The organism is Actinoalloteichus caeruleus (genome assembly GCF_049311605.1).
GTDB classification, from domain to species: domain Bacteria; phylum Actinomycetota; class Actinomycetes; order Mycobacteriales; family Pseudonocardiaceae; genus Actinoalloteichus_B; species Actinoalloteichus_B caeruleus.
This window is the reverse complement of the sequence record NZ_CP186005.1, coordinates 35,011-50,613: the sequence shown is the minus strand read 5'-3', so window position 1 is coordinate 50,613 and position 15,603 is coordinate 35,011. Positions and strand designations below refer to the sequence as shown.

The 15,603-nt window shown below is 71.8% G+C and carries 14 protein-coding genes, 1 tRNA gene and 1 pseudogene; 8 read left to right on the top strand and 8 right to left on the bottom strand.

The window, feature by feature from the left end:
- The first annotated feature begins 96 nt into the window (after positions 1–96).
- The 3 genes and pseudogenes from ACOJVX_RS00235 (at position 97) to ACOJVX_RS00225 (ending at position 1,452) form a co-directional block, all read left to right on the top strand.
- Entirely contained in the window at positions 97–333 is a 237-nt protein-coding gene (locus tag ACOJVX_RS00235) for a hypothetical protein (RefSeq protein ID WP_422647148.1), read from the top strand.
- Positions 294–817 (top strand): annotated as a pseudogene (locus ACOJVX_RS00230) (DUF1775 domain-containing protein). Before ACOJVX_RS00235 ends, ACOJVX_RS00230 begins: the two are co-directional and overlap by 40 nt.
- Positions 817–1,452 carry a copper resistance CopC family protein gene (locus ACOJVX_RS00225; RefSeq protein ID WP_051313543.1) on the top strand — a complete coding sequence of 212 codons (636 nt, stop codon included), beginning with the start codon at positions 817–819 and terminating at the stop codon, positions 1,450–1,452. Before ACOJVX_RS00230 ends, ACOJVX_RS00225 begins: the two are co-directional and overlap by 1 nt.
- A 115-nt stretch (positions 1,453–1,567) precedes the next feature.
- Here ACOJVX_RS00225 and ACOJVX_RS00220 read toward each other — a convergent pair whose 3' ends face one another.
- The 3 genes from ACOJVX_RS00220 to ACOJVX_RS00210 all read right to left on the bottom strand — a co-directional run bounded on the left by ACOJVX_RS00220 (position 1,568) and on the right by ACOJVX_RS00210 (position 4,380).
- On the bottom strand, positions 1,568–1,918 hold the full coding sequence (locus ACOJVX_RS00220) for a hypothetical protein (RefSeq protein ID WP_248783792.1): 351 nt from the start codon (positions 1,916–1,918) through the stop codon (positions 1,568–1,570).
- Positions 1,919–2,095: 177 nt separating this feature from the next.
- Positions 2,096–3,010: an aminoglycoside phosphotransferase family protein gene (locus tag ACOJVX_RS00215; protein ID WP_026417822.1), complete on the bottom strand. Its 915-nt coding sequence runs from the start codon at positions 3,008–3,010 to the stop codon at positions 2,096–2,098.
- Positions 3,007–4,380 (bottom strand): helix-turn-helix domain-containing protein, encoded by a 1,374-nt coding sequence (locus ACOJVX_RS00210; RefSeq protein WP_103055872.1) that lies wholly within the window; start codon positions 4,378–4,380, stop codon positions 3,007–3,009. The genes ACOJVX_RS00215 and ACOJVX_RS00210 overlap by 4 nt, the downstream gene beginning before the upstream one ends.
- A 227-nt stretch (positions 4,381–4,607) precedes the next feature.
- Between ACOJVX_RS00210 and ACOJVX_RS00205 the strand changes: the two genes are divergently transcribed.
- Together ACOJVX_RS00205 and ACOJVX_RS00200 are read left to right on the top strand one after the other, a co-directional pair.
- The gene (locus ACOJVX_RS00205) at positions 4,608–4,904 is read left to right on the top strand and encodes a hypothetical protein (protein ID WP_245588705.1); all 297 of its coding nucleotides are present in this window, start codon (positions 4,608–4,610) and stop codon (positions 4,902–4,904) included.
- Between the two features lie 7 nt (positions 4,905–4,911).
- Positions 4,912–5,295, top strand: coding sequence for a hypothetical protein (locus tag ACOJVX_RS00200; protein WP_030226021.1), 384 nt, complete (start codon positions 4,912–4,914; stop codon positions 5,293–5,295).
- 434 nt (positions 5,296–5,729) lie between these two features.
- On the opposite strand, the gene ACOJVX_RS00195 is transcribed toward ACOJVX_RS00200, so the two are convergent.
- Positions 5,730–6,776 (bottom strand): class I SAM-dependent methyltransferase, encoded by a 1,047-nt coding sequence (locus tag ACOJVX_RS00195; RefSeq protein ID WP_026417825.1) that lies wholly within the window; start codon positions 6,774–6,776, stop codon positions 5,730–5,732.
- A 342-nt stretch (positions 6,777–7,118) separates the two neighbouring features.
- Here ACOJVX_RS00195 and ACOJVX_RS00190 point away from each other — a divergent pair, with 342 nt between their 5' ends.
- Positions 7,119–7,676, top strand: coding sequence for a TetR/AcrR family transcriptional regulator (locus tag ACOJVX_RS00190; protein WP_051313631.1), 558 nt, complete (start codon positions 7,119–7,121; stop codon positions 7,674–7,676).
- A gap of 84 nt (positions 7,677–7,760) precedes the next feature.
- Positions 7,761–8,552 (top strand): VOC family protein, encoded by a 792-nt coding sequence (locus ACOJVX_RS00185; RefSeq protein ID WP_418155114.1) that lies wholly within the window; start codon positions 7,761–7,763, stop codon positions 8,550–8,552.
- Positions 8,553–8,587: 35 nt separating this feature from the next.
- Here the strand turns inward: ACOJVX_RS00185 and ACOJVX_RS00180 are convergent, their stop codons facing one another.
- The 4 genes from ACOJVX_RS00180 to ACOJVX_RS00165 all read right to left on the bottom strand — a co-directional run bounded on the left by ACOJVX_RS00180 (position 8,588) and on the right by ACOJVX_RS00165 (position 14,183).
- Complete coding sequence (locus ACOJVX_RS00180; RefSeq protein WP_422647147.1) at positions 8,588–11,425, bottom strand: L-tyrosine/L-tryptophan isonitrile synthase family protein; 2,838 nt, start codon at positions 11,423–11,425, stop codon at positions 8,588–8,590.
- 429 nt (positions 11,426–11,854) lie between these two features.
- On the bottom strand, positions 11,855–12,505 hold the full coding sequence (locus ACOJVX_RS00175) for an NAD(P)H-binding protein (RefSeq protein WP_026417829.1): 651 nt from the start codon (positions 12,503–12,505) through the stop codon (positions 11,855–11,857).
- 59 nt (positions 12,506–12,564) lie between these two features.
- A complete protein-coding gene (locus tag ACOJVX_RS00170) occupies positions 12,565–13,218 on the bottom strand; it encodes a hypothetical protein (RefSeq protein WP_026417830.1) in 654 nt (217 codons plus the stop codon).
- A gap of 879 nt (positions 13,219–14,097) precedes the next feature.
- Positions 14,098–14,183 (bottom strand) — tRNA-Leu (locus ACOJVX_RS00165).
- A 131-nt stretch (positions 14,184–14,314) separates the two neighbouring features.
- Here ACOJVX_RS00165 and ACOJVX_RS00160 point away from each other — a divergent pair.
- Positions 14,315–15,529 (top strand): DUF3662 and FHA domain-containing protein, encoded by a 1,215-nt coding sequence (locus tag ACOJVX_RS00160; RefSeq protein WP_422647146.1) that lies wholly within the window; start codon positions 14,315–14,317, stop codon positions 15,527–15,529.
- Positions 15,530–15,603: the final 74 nt, after the last annotated feature.

The following is a 15,603-nucleotide window of genomic DNA, read 5'->3' as shown; positions in this document are numbered from 1 at the left end:
GTTACCGTGGTGGGTGTCGGTCGGCGGCCCGGCGCCCGGGTAGGGGGTCGGTCGCGCCGCGGGTCCCGGTCGCGGTCCTCCGCGGGGTCAGGGGGGATGGTGTCGTTCGAACACGGCGTGGCGGCCCGGCGGGCCAGCCAGGTCGCGGTGGGCACGGCCGTCGTGGTGGTCCTCGGCCTGGTCTGGGCGGGTACCGCCTCGGCGCACGTGCCGGCGTGGCCCGAGGAGGTGCCGGCCGGCGGGTCGGGCAGGGTCACGTTCCGCGTCCCCGACGAGCGGCCCATGCGGGCACGGTGGCCCTCACGGTGCTTTTCCCCGAGGAGCACCCGTTGACGTCGGTGTCGGCCCGCCCCCCGCCGGGCCGGGCCTCGGAGGTCGCGACGGTCGAGTTGGACGAACCGGTGGAGGCGCACGGCGTCGGGATCACGGAGGCCGTCAGCTCGGTCACCTGGACCGCCGAGGACGGGGTGCGCGTCGAGCCGGGGAGTTCCAGGAGTTCGAGGTCGACCTGGGCGGGTTCCCGGAGGGTGCCGACGTCGTCGTGATGCCGGCGGAGCGGACCCACGACCCGGGTGAGGTGGTGTCGTGGGCCGATCCCCCGCCGCGGGACGGGGCCGACCTGCCCGCTCCCACGCTCAGGCTCGACGAGGGCGGTGCCGGCCACCACGACCACGCGGAGCCCTCGGAGGACGCCGCCTCACCGGTGGGCGGCTCCGAGGGCGGGACCGCGCGTGCCCTCGGTGGGATGGGCCTCGTGGTCGGGGCACTGGACCTGGGGCTCGCGTTGGGCGTGCTGGTCAGGACGCGGCGGGGGTGATGGCGGTGCTGGTGTCGCGGGGGAACGGGAGCCGGTCGGTGCCGGCGGCGTCGGTCATGCCCCGTGGGGTGACCGTGGCGGCCGTGTTCGGTGCGGTGGTCTCGCTGCTCGTCGTCCTCGCCTGGCCCGCGTCGGCGCACAACGTGTTGGTGGGGAGCGACCCCGTGGACGGGGCCACGCTCCCCACCGGTCCCGACGCGGTGGAGCTGGTCTTCGACCAGCGGGTCCTCGGTGGTGTCAACACCGTGACCGTCACCGGCCCCGACGGGAACCGGTGGGAACTGGACGAGGAGGTCGCCGTGGAGGGGACCGCCGTGCGCCAGCGCCTGCACCCGCTGGGACCGGCCGGCGAGTACACCATCGCGTACCGGGTCCTGTCCGCCGACGGGCACCCGGTGTCGGACACCCTCACCTTCATCCTGGCCGACGACGGCCCCGGGACGGTCCCGCCCCAACCGCCGGGCGGACCGGCGGACCGGGACCGGGGGGCCTCGGAGGACGGGGAGGAACCGGCCGCGTCCGGCGTCGCAGCCGTGTGGTGGTGGTTGGCGGGGGCGGGAGCGCTGTTGGTGGTCGGCCTGCTGGTGGCGTTCCGCGTCGCCGGCCCCTCGACGAACCGGTCCCGGCGACGCTGAGCGTCGGGACACGGCCCGGCCTCGGCCCGGGCGGGCAGGGGCGTCGAACGGTCGCTGGGCGGCGCCAGGCGGCGACCGGGGGCCCCGGGCATCCCGTGGTGTGGGAGCGGGCGGGTCAGACCAGGGGGCCGAGACGTGTCCAGCTGGTGAGCGGGGGCGGCCCCACCTCCTCCCGGAGTGCCTCGATCCTGGCCAGGCAGCGTCGTCCTCGCCGGTCGAGTTCGGTCCGGTCGATCCACCCGTCGGCGAAGTTCCGGTACGCCTGGGCGAGCAACACGATCTCCGCGAGGTAGTCGGCCGTCCGGCGGGCACCGGGCTGGTCCAGCCTCCGCACCAGGGGTAGTTGACCTCGGACGATCCGGTCCAGTGCCCTGGCGGTCCGCCTGGCCCGCCAGGCGCTCCACACGTTCCAGGCGCTCCAGGGCAGCCGCGACTGTCCGTTGACGACGGCTTCGGGCACGATCACCAGGGCTGATCACCTCGCGCGCTGCCGAGAGTTCGTCCGCCGGAACGCCGAGGCGCCGCGGTGCGCGCCGTCGGAACGCGGAGGGGGACTCTGGTCGACTGTGACGCCCGTGACATCGACGGGCGGTCGCGAGACGTTACCGTTCGGGCACCGAGGGCGACGGTCTCCGCGTGGTGGTCACCGGTAGCGGGTCCACCTCGCGCTCGCGTCTCCCTCACGCAGCGACCGGAGCCGCAGCTCGAGCTGGGGCCGGAACTCGGGTTTGCTGCGCAGGATGGGCAGCACGCTGGTCGTCAGTTTGAGCTCCCGCACGTCGCGCAGCACCGGGAAACCGCTCCAGCGCAGGAGGTCGAACCCGTACCGCGCGGCGAGCTGCCGGTAGCGCCGACGGGACGCCCCGAACCGCAGGACGCCCACCGCCATCGGGGTGAGATCCCACTCGCGGGGGCCGACGCAGGACGAGTCGAAGTCGCAGACGACGGGACCGGCGGGACCGGAGATCAGGTTTCCCAGGTGCGCGTCCCCGTGCACGAAGCCCTCCTGGAGCGGGAACGTCAGGTCGTGCAGCCGCCGTTCCAGCTCGGAGCAGCGTTCCTCCAGGAAGGCCCGGTCGTCGTCGGCGAGTTCCTCGGCGTCGGTCAGCCGCCGACGCACGTCGTCCAGGGGCGCCCAGTAGGGCAGCGGGTGGTCGGGCATCGGGAGCGCGTGCAAGGCCCGGAGGACGTCCGCGAGGTCGTTGACCGAAGCCGGCGGCCCGGCCTCGGGCACGTCCTCCCAGAGGGTGGCCACGTGGCCACCGACCCGGACGGGCTGGCGGACCCCGGGCAGCAGCCGGACCGCGGGCACGTCGTGTTCGGCGAGCCAGCGGGCGGTGCGCACCACCTTCTCCACGCGGTGCAGCAGTTTGGTGGAGACGACGATGCGCACCACCGCCCGGTCCGCCGCCAGCCGGAAGACGGCGTTGTTGGTGCAGCGGAGCAGGGTGGCACCGGTGGCGTCGAGCCCCTGCGTGCGGCACACCTCCCGCAACACCGCGATGAGCTTGTCCTGGGTGAACCGGCCGTCTGGTGCGGCGGCGACCAGCGTGTTCACGCGGACAGGTGGAGCGTGAGTCGTTCGTTGAGCTCCTTGGCCGCCGGGTTCGCGGACCGTTTGCGGGTCTCGGCGAGCAGCGGTCGCAGACGGTCGCGCATCCGGCTGGACCGCACGTCCTCGCTGGCCTCGATGGCCAGGTGGCCGCAGCGGACGCCGTGGTCGATGTCCCCGGTGCGGAGGTGGTTGGACGCCATCATGATCTGCTGGAAGCCCCGGTTGCGGTTCATGTCCTCGCGGAGGTTGGCGCTCGCCTGTTCCAGGGCGTTGACGGCGATCCGGGAGTGGTTCGGGTCGGCTCCCTCGGCCGCCGCGAGCGTGGTGTAGACGGCGCCGATCATGGAGTGCAGGTCGGTCTCGTCGAAGAACCGGACCCAGGGGGGCACCTCGTCGGGGTTGGACCGCGCGAAGGCGTCCTTGGACATGCCGAGTTGCAGGATCGCCTGGCGGGCGAGCCCGGCCTCCGCGTAGGCCCAGGCCTCGTTGGCGCAGAGGACCGCGACGGTGAGGGCGGAGCCGGTGTTCTGGGCGGCGACCTGGCCGAGCTGGAACATCTTCAGCGCCTCGTTGGGCTCCTTGTGGTGCAGGTAGAGGCGGCCGGTGCGGTAGAGGATGTTCGCGACCAGCGTGTCGTTCCCGCCGCGCTTGGCGAATTCGAGGGCCCGCCCGAAGTGGCTACGCGCGGAGTCGATCAACCCGATGTCGAACGAGGTCCAGCCCGCGAGGCCGTAGAGGTCGCCGATCGCGACGAACAGCCGCTGCTCCACCTCCTCGGTCCGCTGGGCGCCCAGGAGCTGCTGCGCCCAGTTGAGCTGGGCGATCACGGCGTCGCGGCAGAAGCCGCCGCCATGCCGGGAGTCCAGGGACCGCAGCGCTCCGGTGGCCGCCTCGATCTGGCGGACGTCGGTGAGGCCGATGCGGTTGGGCACGGGGGTACGGGCGGCGGTCGCGGCCCAGCCGGGCTCGGAGCCGAACACGGCCGCGCCGACCGTCACGGCGGCGGCGTGCGCCAGGAACTTGCGACGCTTCACCGATTCCTCCTCTTCAGCCTGCGCGTCGTCGATGACCCCGACGACACGTGCCGCCGTGGCCTCGTCGTAGGCGAGTCCCATGTAGCCCCGGGGTACGCCGAGTCCGGTGGCGATCCTGGCCAGCACGTCGTAGGCCATGACCTGACGTCCCTTGAGGATCTCCGACACCTCGGACTGGGACTGGCCCGTCGACGCGGCGATCTGTCGCTGGGACACGCCGAACCGCCGGAGGATCCGGTACACGGTGCTGATGTCACGTCGCAGGAGCGCGTCGCGCATCTCCTGCTTCTCCCAGACCTCTGGTGTAACGGGCGAGCTCTGGGAACCGATTGTGTTCATTTGAACCCCCTCCCGCCGCAACGGGCGCCAACCGCAGAGTAAGGCCATGCCGGCCCGGCGGTGAAGCGCCGATCGGCGGAGGTGATCGGCCCCTGTGAAGGGGTGGTACCGCTCGTCGTGGAACCCCGGCCGATCGGCGCATCCCGTCTCCCCCCAGCCAACCACGTGCAGCACTGTTGGTGACGGCAAGGGAACGACGGGCAGCGAGCAGGGAGCGACCGGACACCGTGGACTGGACGACGCGTGAGGACACCCCGACCGGGGATTTCCCGGTGGTCGGTGACGGGTCCGTCCGTCTGGCGGACGACCGACCGATGTGGCTGGTCGAGTGCCGGGACATCGCGAACCGCCCCTGCGTGGTGACGGTGCTCGTCGATGGAGACCGAGTGGTGATCGTGGGACCACCCGGAGAGACAGCAGTGTTCTCCTCCTCGGAAGTGGAGACGCTCCGCAACGCGTTGCGTGAGGCGGCCTCGGCCGCCGCGCGACACGACACCGCCCTGGTGGCGGGAAGGCAACGGTGACGTTTCGGTGGACGAGATCCTGGGTCGGGTACTGCGCAACGCCGTGTGGGAGCGGCTGGACATGCTGACCGAGTTGGCCAACCGGGCCGACACGCCCTCCCTGCTCTCGGTGGCTCGGTCAGAGCTGCCTCGTCTCACGGAGGGCTGGCGTTCCCTCCTCAACGCCCACCAGCCGGACCAGAAGGGCAACTGCCCGGAGTGCTCGACGAGGTGGCGGCAGCGGAAGGCTCCGTGCGAGGTGTGGCGGGCGGCCTACGAGCACCTGGTCGCCGGTGGCCTCGCGCCGCACCCCTCGCGCCACCTCCAGCCGGCCCCGGTCGAGGCCGCCCGCCGCGGCCCGGCGCACACCTCCGTCCGGAGGAGGCCGGCCGTGCCGGCTGGTGTCTCCTGACGGACCCGAACCGGCGGCCTCGCCCTCGTACCACCCCCCGACTGGAACGAGTGCGAACAGCCGCCTCGTGACCGGTGGCCCGCGCACACGGCAGGCCCCCCGACACCGCATCGCGGGCCACCGGTCACTCCCCGAGAAAAGATCGACGAAGACCTCCGCGGGCCGGTGCTGGCACTCCCCTCCCCCGAACGGCACCGGTCCGCGGATTCCAACCAGCTCCGCCCCCGCCGTCCCGCTGGACGTGCCCGGCGGAGCGCCCGCCCTCCCGCCTGGGCCGCCCGACCCGCACCCGTCGGACGCGGGCCCCGGAGGGCCACCAGGAACGGGCCCGGGTTCCGTCGCCGCCCACACCGACGCGGACCCGGGCCCGTTTCCCCTGTCGGCACCGCTCGCGGCTCGCGGCGACGGCGGCGGTGGGGCGTGCCACCGCTGGGTCACCGAGGCCGGCAGACGACCCCGTTGTGCGTCTTGATCTCACCGTGGCGGAGCACCTCGAACCCGTTCTCGTGCGCGTAGAGGCCGAGCTGTTCGACGGTCTGGAGCTCGCGGTAGGAGAAGTTCATCAGGTCCCCGAAGAGCCGGTAGAACATGCGGGTGCGCAGCGCCACCCTGGGCGTGGTGAGGATCGCGTACCCCCCGGGGCGCAGGAAACGGCGGTGCCAGTCGAAGGCCTCGGGTTTGTGCTCGTCCGGGAAGTGTTCGACGAGCCCGATGGAGACGACCACGTCGAACTCCGGTCCGAAGTCGAGGTCGCGGATGTCGGAGACGAGGTAGCTGAGGTCCATCTGGTCGCGGTGCCAGACGCGGGGGGAACCGGTGGCGGGGTCGACGCCGAGGAAGGGGTAGTCCGTGGGGAACGAGCCGAAGCGGTGGTCGCGGCAGTAGTCGTCGTAGTCGACGAGTACTGATTCGCCTCCCGGGTACATGGCGGAGAGCAGCATCGCCTCGTAGCCGTCGGCCGCTCCGAGGAAGAGGACACGCGGTCGCCGCAGGTCGAGCCCGTCGAAGAGGGACCGTTTGGCCCGGGGGTCCCACACGGTGTCCCCTACCCGGTGGGCCTGGTTCCACACCGTCCAGCGGGCGACCTCGCCGATCGCGCGGCGGGCGGCGTCGAGCTCCGCGCGGCGCAGCCGGATCCCGGCCGCGCGGAACGCCTCGGCCCTGGCCGCCACCGGGTCGGTGTCGAAGAGGTGCTGGAACGAGCGGTTGAACATCTTCCACGCGTCTGGCACGGGCAGGGTCCGACCGTTACCGGCTTCCCAGCTCAGCCGGGCGGCCGCCCAGTTCTCGACGCGGTGGGGGCGCCCGATGTCCCGCCAGTCGAGGGTGGCGAAGTCGACGGGGCGGGACGCGGCGAAGACGTCACGGGTGGTGGGTCGCAGGTCCGCTCGGTAGGTGTCCCGGATCTCGGTGCGCCCGAGATCGTGCTCGCCCCACCGCCGCGCGGATGGGGAGGGAGTGGGTGAGGCACCGCCAGTCATCTCGACCTCCTCGTCAAGCCGAAGGCGTGCTGTCGGCGCCGGGACCGGGCGTCCCGGCGCCGTGGAGTCGGCCGCGCCTTCGCTCAATCTGGTCAGTTCGCGTGGCCTCGGGCCGTTCCGCTCGTTGATCGAGTGTTGGAGGCTCTTGGCGAGTCCCCGACAGGCAACAAACACGAATCCTATTCACATAATAGGAAGCGTTCCCCGTCCGGACACGATTCGTCCTCCGGACGGAGGAGCCGTTCCCCCCGCAGGCCGCGGGTACCGAGAGGGAGAGCGGAATTGACGACCGGCATCACCTCGCTGCGCAGACGGCCAGTCCAGCAGCGCAGCGCACAGCGGGTGGAGCGGATGCTCACCGCGTGCGCCGAACTCGTGTCGGAGCTGGGATACGACGGGGTCACCACGACGCTCATCGCCGAGCGCGCCGGAGTCGCGGTCGGATCGCTCTACCAGTTCTTCCCCGACAAGCGCGCCGTGGTCCAGGAACTGACGTTGCGGAACCTCGACAGCTTCCTCGCGGAACTCTCGAAACGCTTCGCCGATCCCGCGATGGAACACTGGTCGCAGGCGGCGGACGCGGTGTTCGACCTCTACATCTCGATGCACCGCACGGTCCCGGGGTTCTCGTCGCTGCACTTCGGCGATGTCGTCGACCTGCGGCTGCTCGACGGCCGCAAGGACAACAACATGGTCCTGGCCGAACGCCTGACGGTGCTCTTCGCCAACCGGTTCGACCTGCCCCCGGACCGGCTGAAACTCCCGTTGGCCGTGGCGATCGAGGCGGCCGACGCCGTGCTGAACCTCGCGTTCCGCGAGGATCCCGACGGTGAACCGGAGATCCTCGCCGAGGCCAGGGCGATGGTGCGCGGTTACCTGGCGACGCGGCTGGACACCTGATCCCGGCGGCTCCACGTGGCCGGCCCGCCGGACCGGCCCTATGGTCGGGGCGGACGACCGTCCACCGGCCAGAGGAGCGCACCCATGAGCCAGGGCCCGCGGTACCGCGAGGGCATGCCGTGCTGGGTCGACCTGCTGACCGACGACCGGGACGCGGCGGCGGAGTTCTACGGGACGCTCTTCGGGTGGGACTTCGCCGTGGGTGACCCGGCGGCGGGGCTCTACACGTTCTGCCAGGTCGACGGGCAGTCGGTCGCCGGCATCGCGCGCCGGGCGGCGGACGGGGCGACCGAGGCGGTCTGGACGACCTACCTCGCCGTCGACGACGCCGCCGGCGCCGCCACCCGGATCAGGGCGGCGGGCGGGGTGGCGACCGAGCCGTTGGAGTTGGCCGGCCACGCCACCCTGTTGACCGCCTCGGACTCCGCCGGCGCGGTGTTCGGGGTGTGGCAGGCCGGCGACTTCCCGGGAGCCCAGCTGGTCGACGAGCCCGGCTCCCTCGTGTGGAACGAACTGGTGGTGTCGGATGCCGACCGCGCCCTCGACTTCTACCACCGCGTCTTCGGCCACGGAGCGCGGACCACTCCCGACTCCGACTACTCGGTGCTCGAACTGGACGAGCGGCCCGTGGGCGGGGTCCTGCCGATGAGCGCCGTCGAGGAGCCGGTGGCGGCGCTCGGCCCGCACTGGGCCGTCTACTTCGGCGTGGAGTCCACCGAGGACACCATCGCGCACGCGCGGCGGCTCGGCGCGACGACCGCCGACGGTCCGAACGACACCCCCTACGGTCGAGTCGCCACCCTCCGCGATCCGCAGGGAGCCTTCTTCGGCGTGGTCGACGCCAGGGACGCGGCCCCCAGCCCGGCTGGGGGCTGACCGGAGCCGGCCGGCCCCCGACGGCCGCCCCTCCCTCACCTGCGACGCAACCGGATCCCCGCGAGGAACTCGCCGTCGATCACCGGTTCCGCTCTCCCGGAGAGCACCCTCGTCACGGTCGGCGGGACCATCATCCACGGCTGGCCGGGCCCCAACAGCGGCGAGTAGACGGGCACGAACGAGTGGTTCTGGAGTGATACCGCGAAGTCGGCGGACACGTGCCCCCTCGTGTCGACCGCCCCGGTCCCGTGCCACGGCAGCAGACCGGACCCCCCGAGGCAGGAGAACCCGCAGTGCCCCGGTTTGGGCACGTTGGTCAACCTCACCCGGGTCGGGTGGAGCCGGTCGTAGCCGAGGTCCCGGTCGACGCGGAGCACGGCGACATAGCGGACGGCGCTCTCCCACGCCGAGCGGAGCACCCGTCGGCGCGCCGCCGCGATCACCGGTGGGGCGGCCGGCCCCGCGGACCGGATGTCGGCGAACACCCGGCGGGCCCACCGCAACCGGTGCACTCCCGGCGGGGTCGGCAACGGCGTGGAGAACAGCAGCGAGCCGAAGAAGTCCGGCAGTTTGGCCACCAGATCGGCCAGTGGTCCGGCGGGGGTCGTGGCGATCCGCTCGTCGAGGGCGGCTGGCCCCTCCACCGGGTCGAAGTCGGCGAAGTGGTCGTGCAGCGCCCGCTCGTACCACCCGATCCGCCGTTCCCGGTCCGCGCGCAGCCCGGGACCGAGCTTCTCCTCGGCGACGTCGTCGACATCGCGGAGCTCGATGTCGGCGGTCCCGGCGACCATCCGCAGGTAGTCACCCATCTTCGCCTGGTAGGCCGCCGCCAGCGGCGCCGGTCGGCGCCGGAAGTGGTGCTGGTCGGTCAGCACCGTGATCCGGACGCCGGGCTGGTGCACCGCCCCGACCGTCTGCGCGACCTCCCGGAGGCGGACCAGCGCACCGAGTTCGGCGAGGTCGGGCAGCGGGCCGGTCGCTTTCAGGCCGTTCTGGTTGTGCTTCACGGGGAAGCCGGTGAGGACGAGGCGCACGGGTGCGCCGGCCCGAACGAAGGGCACCAGGTCCTGGCGGGCGGTGTCCAGCGGGTAGTGCGAGCGGGAGCCCTTCAGGAACTGCTTCCTCGTGAGGAGGTGGTGGACCAACGCCACCGTCCGCTCCTCCTCCCCGACCCCGCGCAGCCGGTGACCGAGGTGCTGGTGGGCGTTGTCCACCGCGCGTTTGGCCGCCCAGTCGGCGTGCGCGACGAGCTGGTCGACCAGGACCCGGCTCTGCTCCTCGTCCAGGGAGACGGCGTGGTCGGTGAGCAGCCGACCTCCGCGCATCGACCCGATGTCCAGCCCGGCCAGTGACCGGGCGTGCGACAGCACCGGGACCGCCGGCCGAGGCGCGTGCCCCCCCGTTCGGGGGGCGGCGCGCCGCCCGTCGACGTCGGTACGACGGTCCACCCGCACGAAGCGGAGCAACGGGTGCTCGCAGTTCAGCAGGTCCGCGGTGGTCGGGTCGAGCCGGCGGAACTCCTCCGCCACCGTCTCGGCGACCGCCTCCCTGACCTCGTCGACCCCGCGTTCCGGCCAGCCCCCGACCCGCAGGAATGCGGTGGCCAACTGCCCGAGTGTCCGGTGCAGGGCCCGCATGGCGCTCGCCACCCGGACCGGGCCCTCGCAGGCAGGGAGGGGGGTGACGGGGTCGCGGAGCACCACCCGACCGGTCAGCCTCAGTTCGGGGGACAACTCGGCGGCGACGGTGCGTTCGTGGGGGCCGGCCACCAGGAGGCGGTGGTGGTCGAGGAGGACGGTGACGATCGAGGTCAGCGGCCGGACGAGGTACTCGGTGAAGTTGTCCAGCTCCCCCTCCCAGTGTTCCTCCCTCGCCTCGATCACCGTGCGCAGGAGCGGGCGGCCCGAGGGCGGGGACGGACGCGTGAGCGCGTCGAGGGTGACCGCGACGGTGCCCACGGGGTACCTGGGATGCGCGGGAACGGGTTCCGGGGAGCGGATCAGCAGCGCGCGACCGGTGTCCCCCTCGGCCAGCGCGGCGAGCGCCGGCTGGGTGGCGCAGTGCAGCCGAAGGAAGGGGTCCGACTCCACCACGGCGTTCAGTGATCGCCAGCCGTTGAGGCGGCCGAGCGCCGCCCGCCCCCCGAAACCCGACGTGGAGCCGGCGGCGCGGGGAGCGGGGACGTCCGCGCCCGAGTCCGGTCGCGTACGAGGTGGGGCGATGACCGGGCCGCCGTCGGAGACGAGCGCACCCGGGTCGGCCTCGAGCTCGACCTCCCAGTTCGGGCCCCGGTCCCCGTCGCGGCGGGCACCGGGGGCGGGAGGTCGGGCGACGACGACGGTGCCGGGTCGGGTGGGCAGCGGAACGACGAGGCCGCGCGGGGGGAGGACGAGACCTCCGTCGTCCCCCCGGAAGAAGTCGATCTTCTCGGCGGCGAGGTCCGCGAGGTTCCTGGGCAGGTCGTGGTCGACCGGTAACCGGTCCAGCCGGCTCCACCCGGTGCCGTCGAGGCGCAGGGTGCGCGCGCCGTCGCCCCCGCCACCTCCGGGGAGGTCGGGAACGTGCCACAGCTCGGGGCGTCCTCCCGTCTCCAGCTCGACCGTCGCCCGTTCGACCCAGTTCCTGGTTCGCCGCCGGCGGGTCCGGCGGAGCCTGGTCAGCTGGCGGAGGACGGCTGCCCGGTCCGCCGGATCGGGCAGCCGGACACCGGTCCCCGTACCGACGCCGGTGAGCACCACGTTCCCGTTCCTGCGTTCGACGGCGAGCCCGTACCCGCCCTCCCGCAGCAGCCCCTCGATGGAGGCGAGGTCGGGGTCGGCGGGTGTCGGTGGGGTCCCGGTCTCGGGGGCCCGCGTCGCGGGTTCCGGCGTCACCACCCGCGTTCCGCCCTGAGTCATCAACTGTGCCAGCGCCTCCCTCACCTCACCACAGCCAGGGCACGGCGCCCGCTGTCGTCGACCCGACCCGACGGGCGCGCGTCATCCCGGCTGGCTGTCACCGAATTGCCCGGTCGGAAAGTCGGAGACCGACATCCCCCACCTGCGGACTCCAGATCACACGACTATGCATTGTGGCAAGGCGAGCGGCCGCCGTCGAATCACCTGGGTAAGCGGAGAATCACCCAATGCGCGGCGAAAGACAAGAAATGGAGCAAGTTAGCGGAAGGTAAATATTACTGAGCGTGATAGCCAGGGTTCATCACCCACGACGAAGGGCCGCCCCCGTTTCCGGGGAGCGGCCCTTCCGCGCGTCCTGGGCGTCGCGATACCACCGGCAGCGGGCCACCGAAGGTGAAGTCCGGGTCAAATACCGGCGACCGCCTCGTCGACCGGAGTGCCACCACCGACGAGTTCCAGTGTTTTCCTCGTACCGGCACCGCTGCCCAACAGCTCCAGAAGTACCGAGGCCACGTCCGTTCGGGAAACCTCACCCGGTTCCACCCGTTCGGCCAGGTGGACCCGGCCGGCGCCCGGGTCGTCGGTCAGGCGCCCAGGTCGCAGAATGGTCCAGTCCAGATTCCTCGAACGCAAATCCCGTTCGGCCGCCGCTTTCGCCCGGAGATAGGCCGCGAAGACCTCGTCCATCCCCTCGTCCTCGGCCCGGTCGAGACCCATCGCGCTGATCTGGACGAACCGGGGCACCCGCGCCGCCTCGGCCGCATCCGCGAGGAGCACGGCCGCGGCACGGTCCACGGTGTCCTTCCTCGCCACGCCACTGCCCGGCCCCGCACCGGCGGCGAAGACCACGGCGTCCGCTCCCTCCAGCTGCCGCACGACCTCACCCCGGTCCGCTGACTCCAGGTCGAGCACGACTCCGCTCGCTCCCGTGCTCGCGACGTCGTCGAGGTGACCGGGATCGCGGATCAGCCCGGTGACGCTGTCGCCCCGCGCGGCCAGCGACCGCTGCAGGATGAGTGCGATCTTCCCGTGTCCTCCGGCGATGACTACATGCATCCGAGAACGTTAACCGCTCGGCGCCCGCGACGCCGTCCACGACGTACCCGCCGGCCGGGTCAGTCGGCGAGGCAGCCCCTCCGGTCGGCCACGTCCCGGACCATGTGCGCGATCAACCGCTCGTAGACCAACTCCCGCAACCACCTCCCGGTCACCGACCCCCCGGGGCTCACCGTGTCGGCCCACGCCGTCTGGTCGATGCGCAGCGTGTGCTCGTCGGCGGTGAGGACGGAGACACCGTGCCGGCGGGCACGGCCCGGCGCGTTGTCGAGGTAGTCGTCGATGCCGTGGACGGCGGCGGGCAGCACCATCGCCGCGCCGCAGTGCCGGGCGAAGGGAGCGGCCGACCCCAGCGCGGTCCGCCAGTGGCGGGCGAAGGAGATGACCCCGGACAGGCGCACCGCGGGTGGCGGCACGCGACCGGCCATCTCGGGCCACGTCCAGGTGGCGACCGAGGTGCGGTCGGTGTTGGGTCCGAACCCAAGGCACAACCTCTCGGCGTGGGCCTCGGGAACCAGTTCGGCGACGGGAACGACCCGTCGCCCGAGCAACGTCATGGCGGGCAACGCCACGCCGCGCCACCCGAGAACGGAGACCACTGCCTCGCTCAGGCTCTCGGGTGGATCCGCCAGGTCGACCTCCGGCCTCGGCCGGGTGGGCAACACGTCGGAATGGGGTCCGGTCGCGTGCCCAGGTGTGCGGCTCACCGGCATCGCCTCCTCGGGGTGAACAGCGACGCTATTCCGTCGCGACGAATGTTCGTTAAGCAGAGTTACCAGCTCCGTTGAGAAACTCCTCCAGAGCGATGCGACCACTGCGACCGACGGCGTTGAGCGGTCGATGACCGGTCGACGACCGGTTCCCGGGTTTCGGCCGAGCGATGCCGCCGTTCGAGTGACCAGCGAAAACCAGCGGACGAAAGAACCAGCGAGTAGTACTATCCCTTGCGAATAATGATCTCCCCTGAGACCCTTAGCGGTGGCGGAGGGGACGATCGGCCCCGGAACCGCCACACCACAGCATGCGGCCGAACGGGCTATTCGAGGAGTTCTTCCGGCCGACATGGGAAGTGTGGGCGAGTGGCATCCCGAGGTGGTGGTTCAAGGGCGTTTCACGTAGCACCTCGACACTTCCTGTCACCCGCCCGCCACTTTTGGGGTGACTTTTGTCAGCACTGAACCGAACATCACCATCCGCACGATCCGAGAACCACCACGCGGATCGCCGAATGCGCATCCACACCCGACGAATGGACATCCGGGTTCCACCACGACCGAAACGGGGTCAGCGCGATTCGCCAACCGGGGAGGGCGGGAGGCCAGGCCCGGTGGCTGGTCAACCGTTCGCGTGATCACCGGGCCCGCGACCCCGACAACGCCCCACGGCACCCTCCGAGCGGCCCCGGCCCCGGAACACCGCACCGCGCCGGGGCGAGATGTCCCGGCCGCCGGGCGAGGACCAGGACCGCCCGCGCGCGGCGGGCAGGGGACGCCGGGGGTGACGGTGCGCCGGGCTGGGCGGAGGGGGAGCACCCCACGAACGACTACGGGCGGCTCCGCCACGCTGTGCGTGAACCGGAGCCGCCCGTAGGGTGGTGGGCGAGGAGGGAGTTGAACCCTCACGTCCTTACGGACACACGGACCTGAACCGTGCGCGTCTGCCATTCCGCCACTCGCCCGAGTGGAGTTGGTCTCGCTGACCGACGACGAAAGCCTAGCACGCCCCAGAACCTAGTTGGAACGGGGGCATGTCCCACCCCTCCGGCACGGATACGATCGGGGAGGTAGTCGCATCAGGTGGAGGTATGTGGTGGGCCTCGTGCAGCGCTTCGAGCGCCGTCTCGAAGGCGTCATTGGTAACACCTTCGCCCGGGTGTTCGGCGGCAGCGTCGTCCCGCAGGAACTCGCCCAGAGCCTGCAACGCGACGCTGACGGCAACGTCCGGGAACTGGCTGGCGGCCGTCTCCTGGCCCCCAACCACTTCGTGGTAACGCTGGGTCCCGGTGACCACGATCGACTATCAGGCAACGAGCAACAGGTCACCCAGCTGCTCGCTGACTGCGTCAAGGAGCACCTCGCCGAACAAGGGTGGGATACATATGGTGACGTCGTAGTCTCCCTGGAGCGCTCTGAAACGCTGCACACGGGACAGTTCCGAACCAGCTCGTCCGTCGACCCGGATGCGGGTCAGCGGCCGGCACCACCTCGCAACACAGGAGAACGACCCATGAGCCAGCCACCCGGCCAGCAGTACCCCGAGAGCGACCCGTACGGCCAGCCCGGTCAGTACGGGTATGACCAGGGCTACGGCCAGGGCCAGTACGGTTACGACCAGGGCTACGGCCAGGGCCAGCCCGGCTACGACCAGGGCTACGGCCAGCAGCAGCAACAGGGCTACGGCGGCGCCCCCCAGGGCTACGACCAGGGCTACGGCCAGCAGCAGCAACAGGGCTACGGCCAGGGCCAGCCCGGCTACGACCAGGGCTACGGCGGCGCCCCCCAGGGCTACGACCAGGGCTACGGCCAGGGCCAGCCCGGCTACGGCCAGCAGCAACAGCAGCAGCAGGGCTACGGCGGCGCCCCGCAGGGGTACGACCAGGGCTACGGCGGCGCCCCCCAGGGCTACGACCAGGGCTACGGCCAGCAGCCGCAACAGGGCTACGGCGGCCAGCCCGGCTACGACCAGCAGGGCGCGCCCGGATACGCCCCGCCTGCCGTGCGCACCGGGCCCCGACAGGTGACGGCTATCCTTCAGCTGGACGACGGCTCGAACCGCACCTACACGCTGACCCAGGGCAGCAATGTCGTCGGGCGAGGCCAGGACGCGCACTTCCGGCTGCCCGACACCGGTGTCTCCCGGCGCCACCTGGAGATCACCTGGGATGGGCAGAGTGCGACGCTGGCCGACCTCGGTTCCACCAACGGGACCACGGTCAACGGCAACTCGGTGCAGACTTGGCAGCTTGCCGACGGTGACGTCGTCCGCATCGGCCACTCGTCCCTGGTGTTCCGGAGCCAGGGCTGAGCCGGCCGTACCTTTTGGGTGTCCTCCAGGCGGGAGCGGTCGGAGACAGTGGAAGACGGGTATCCCCACGCGGG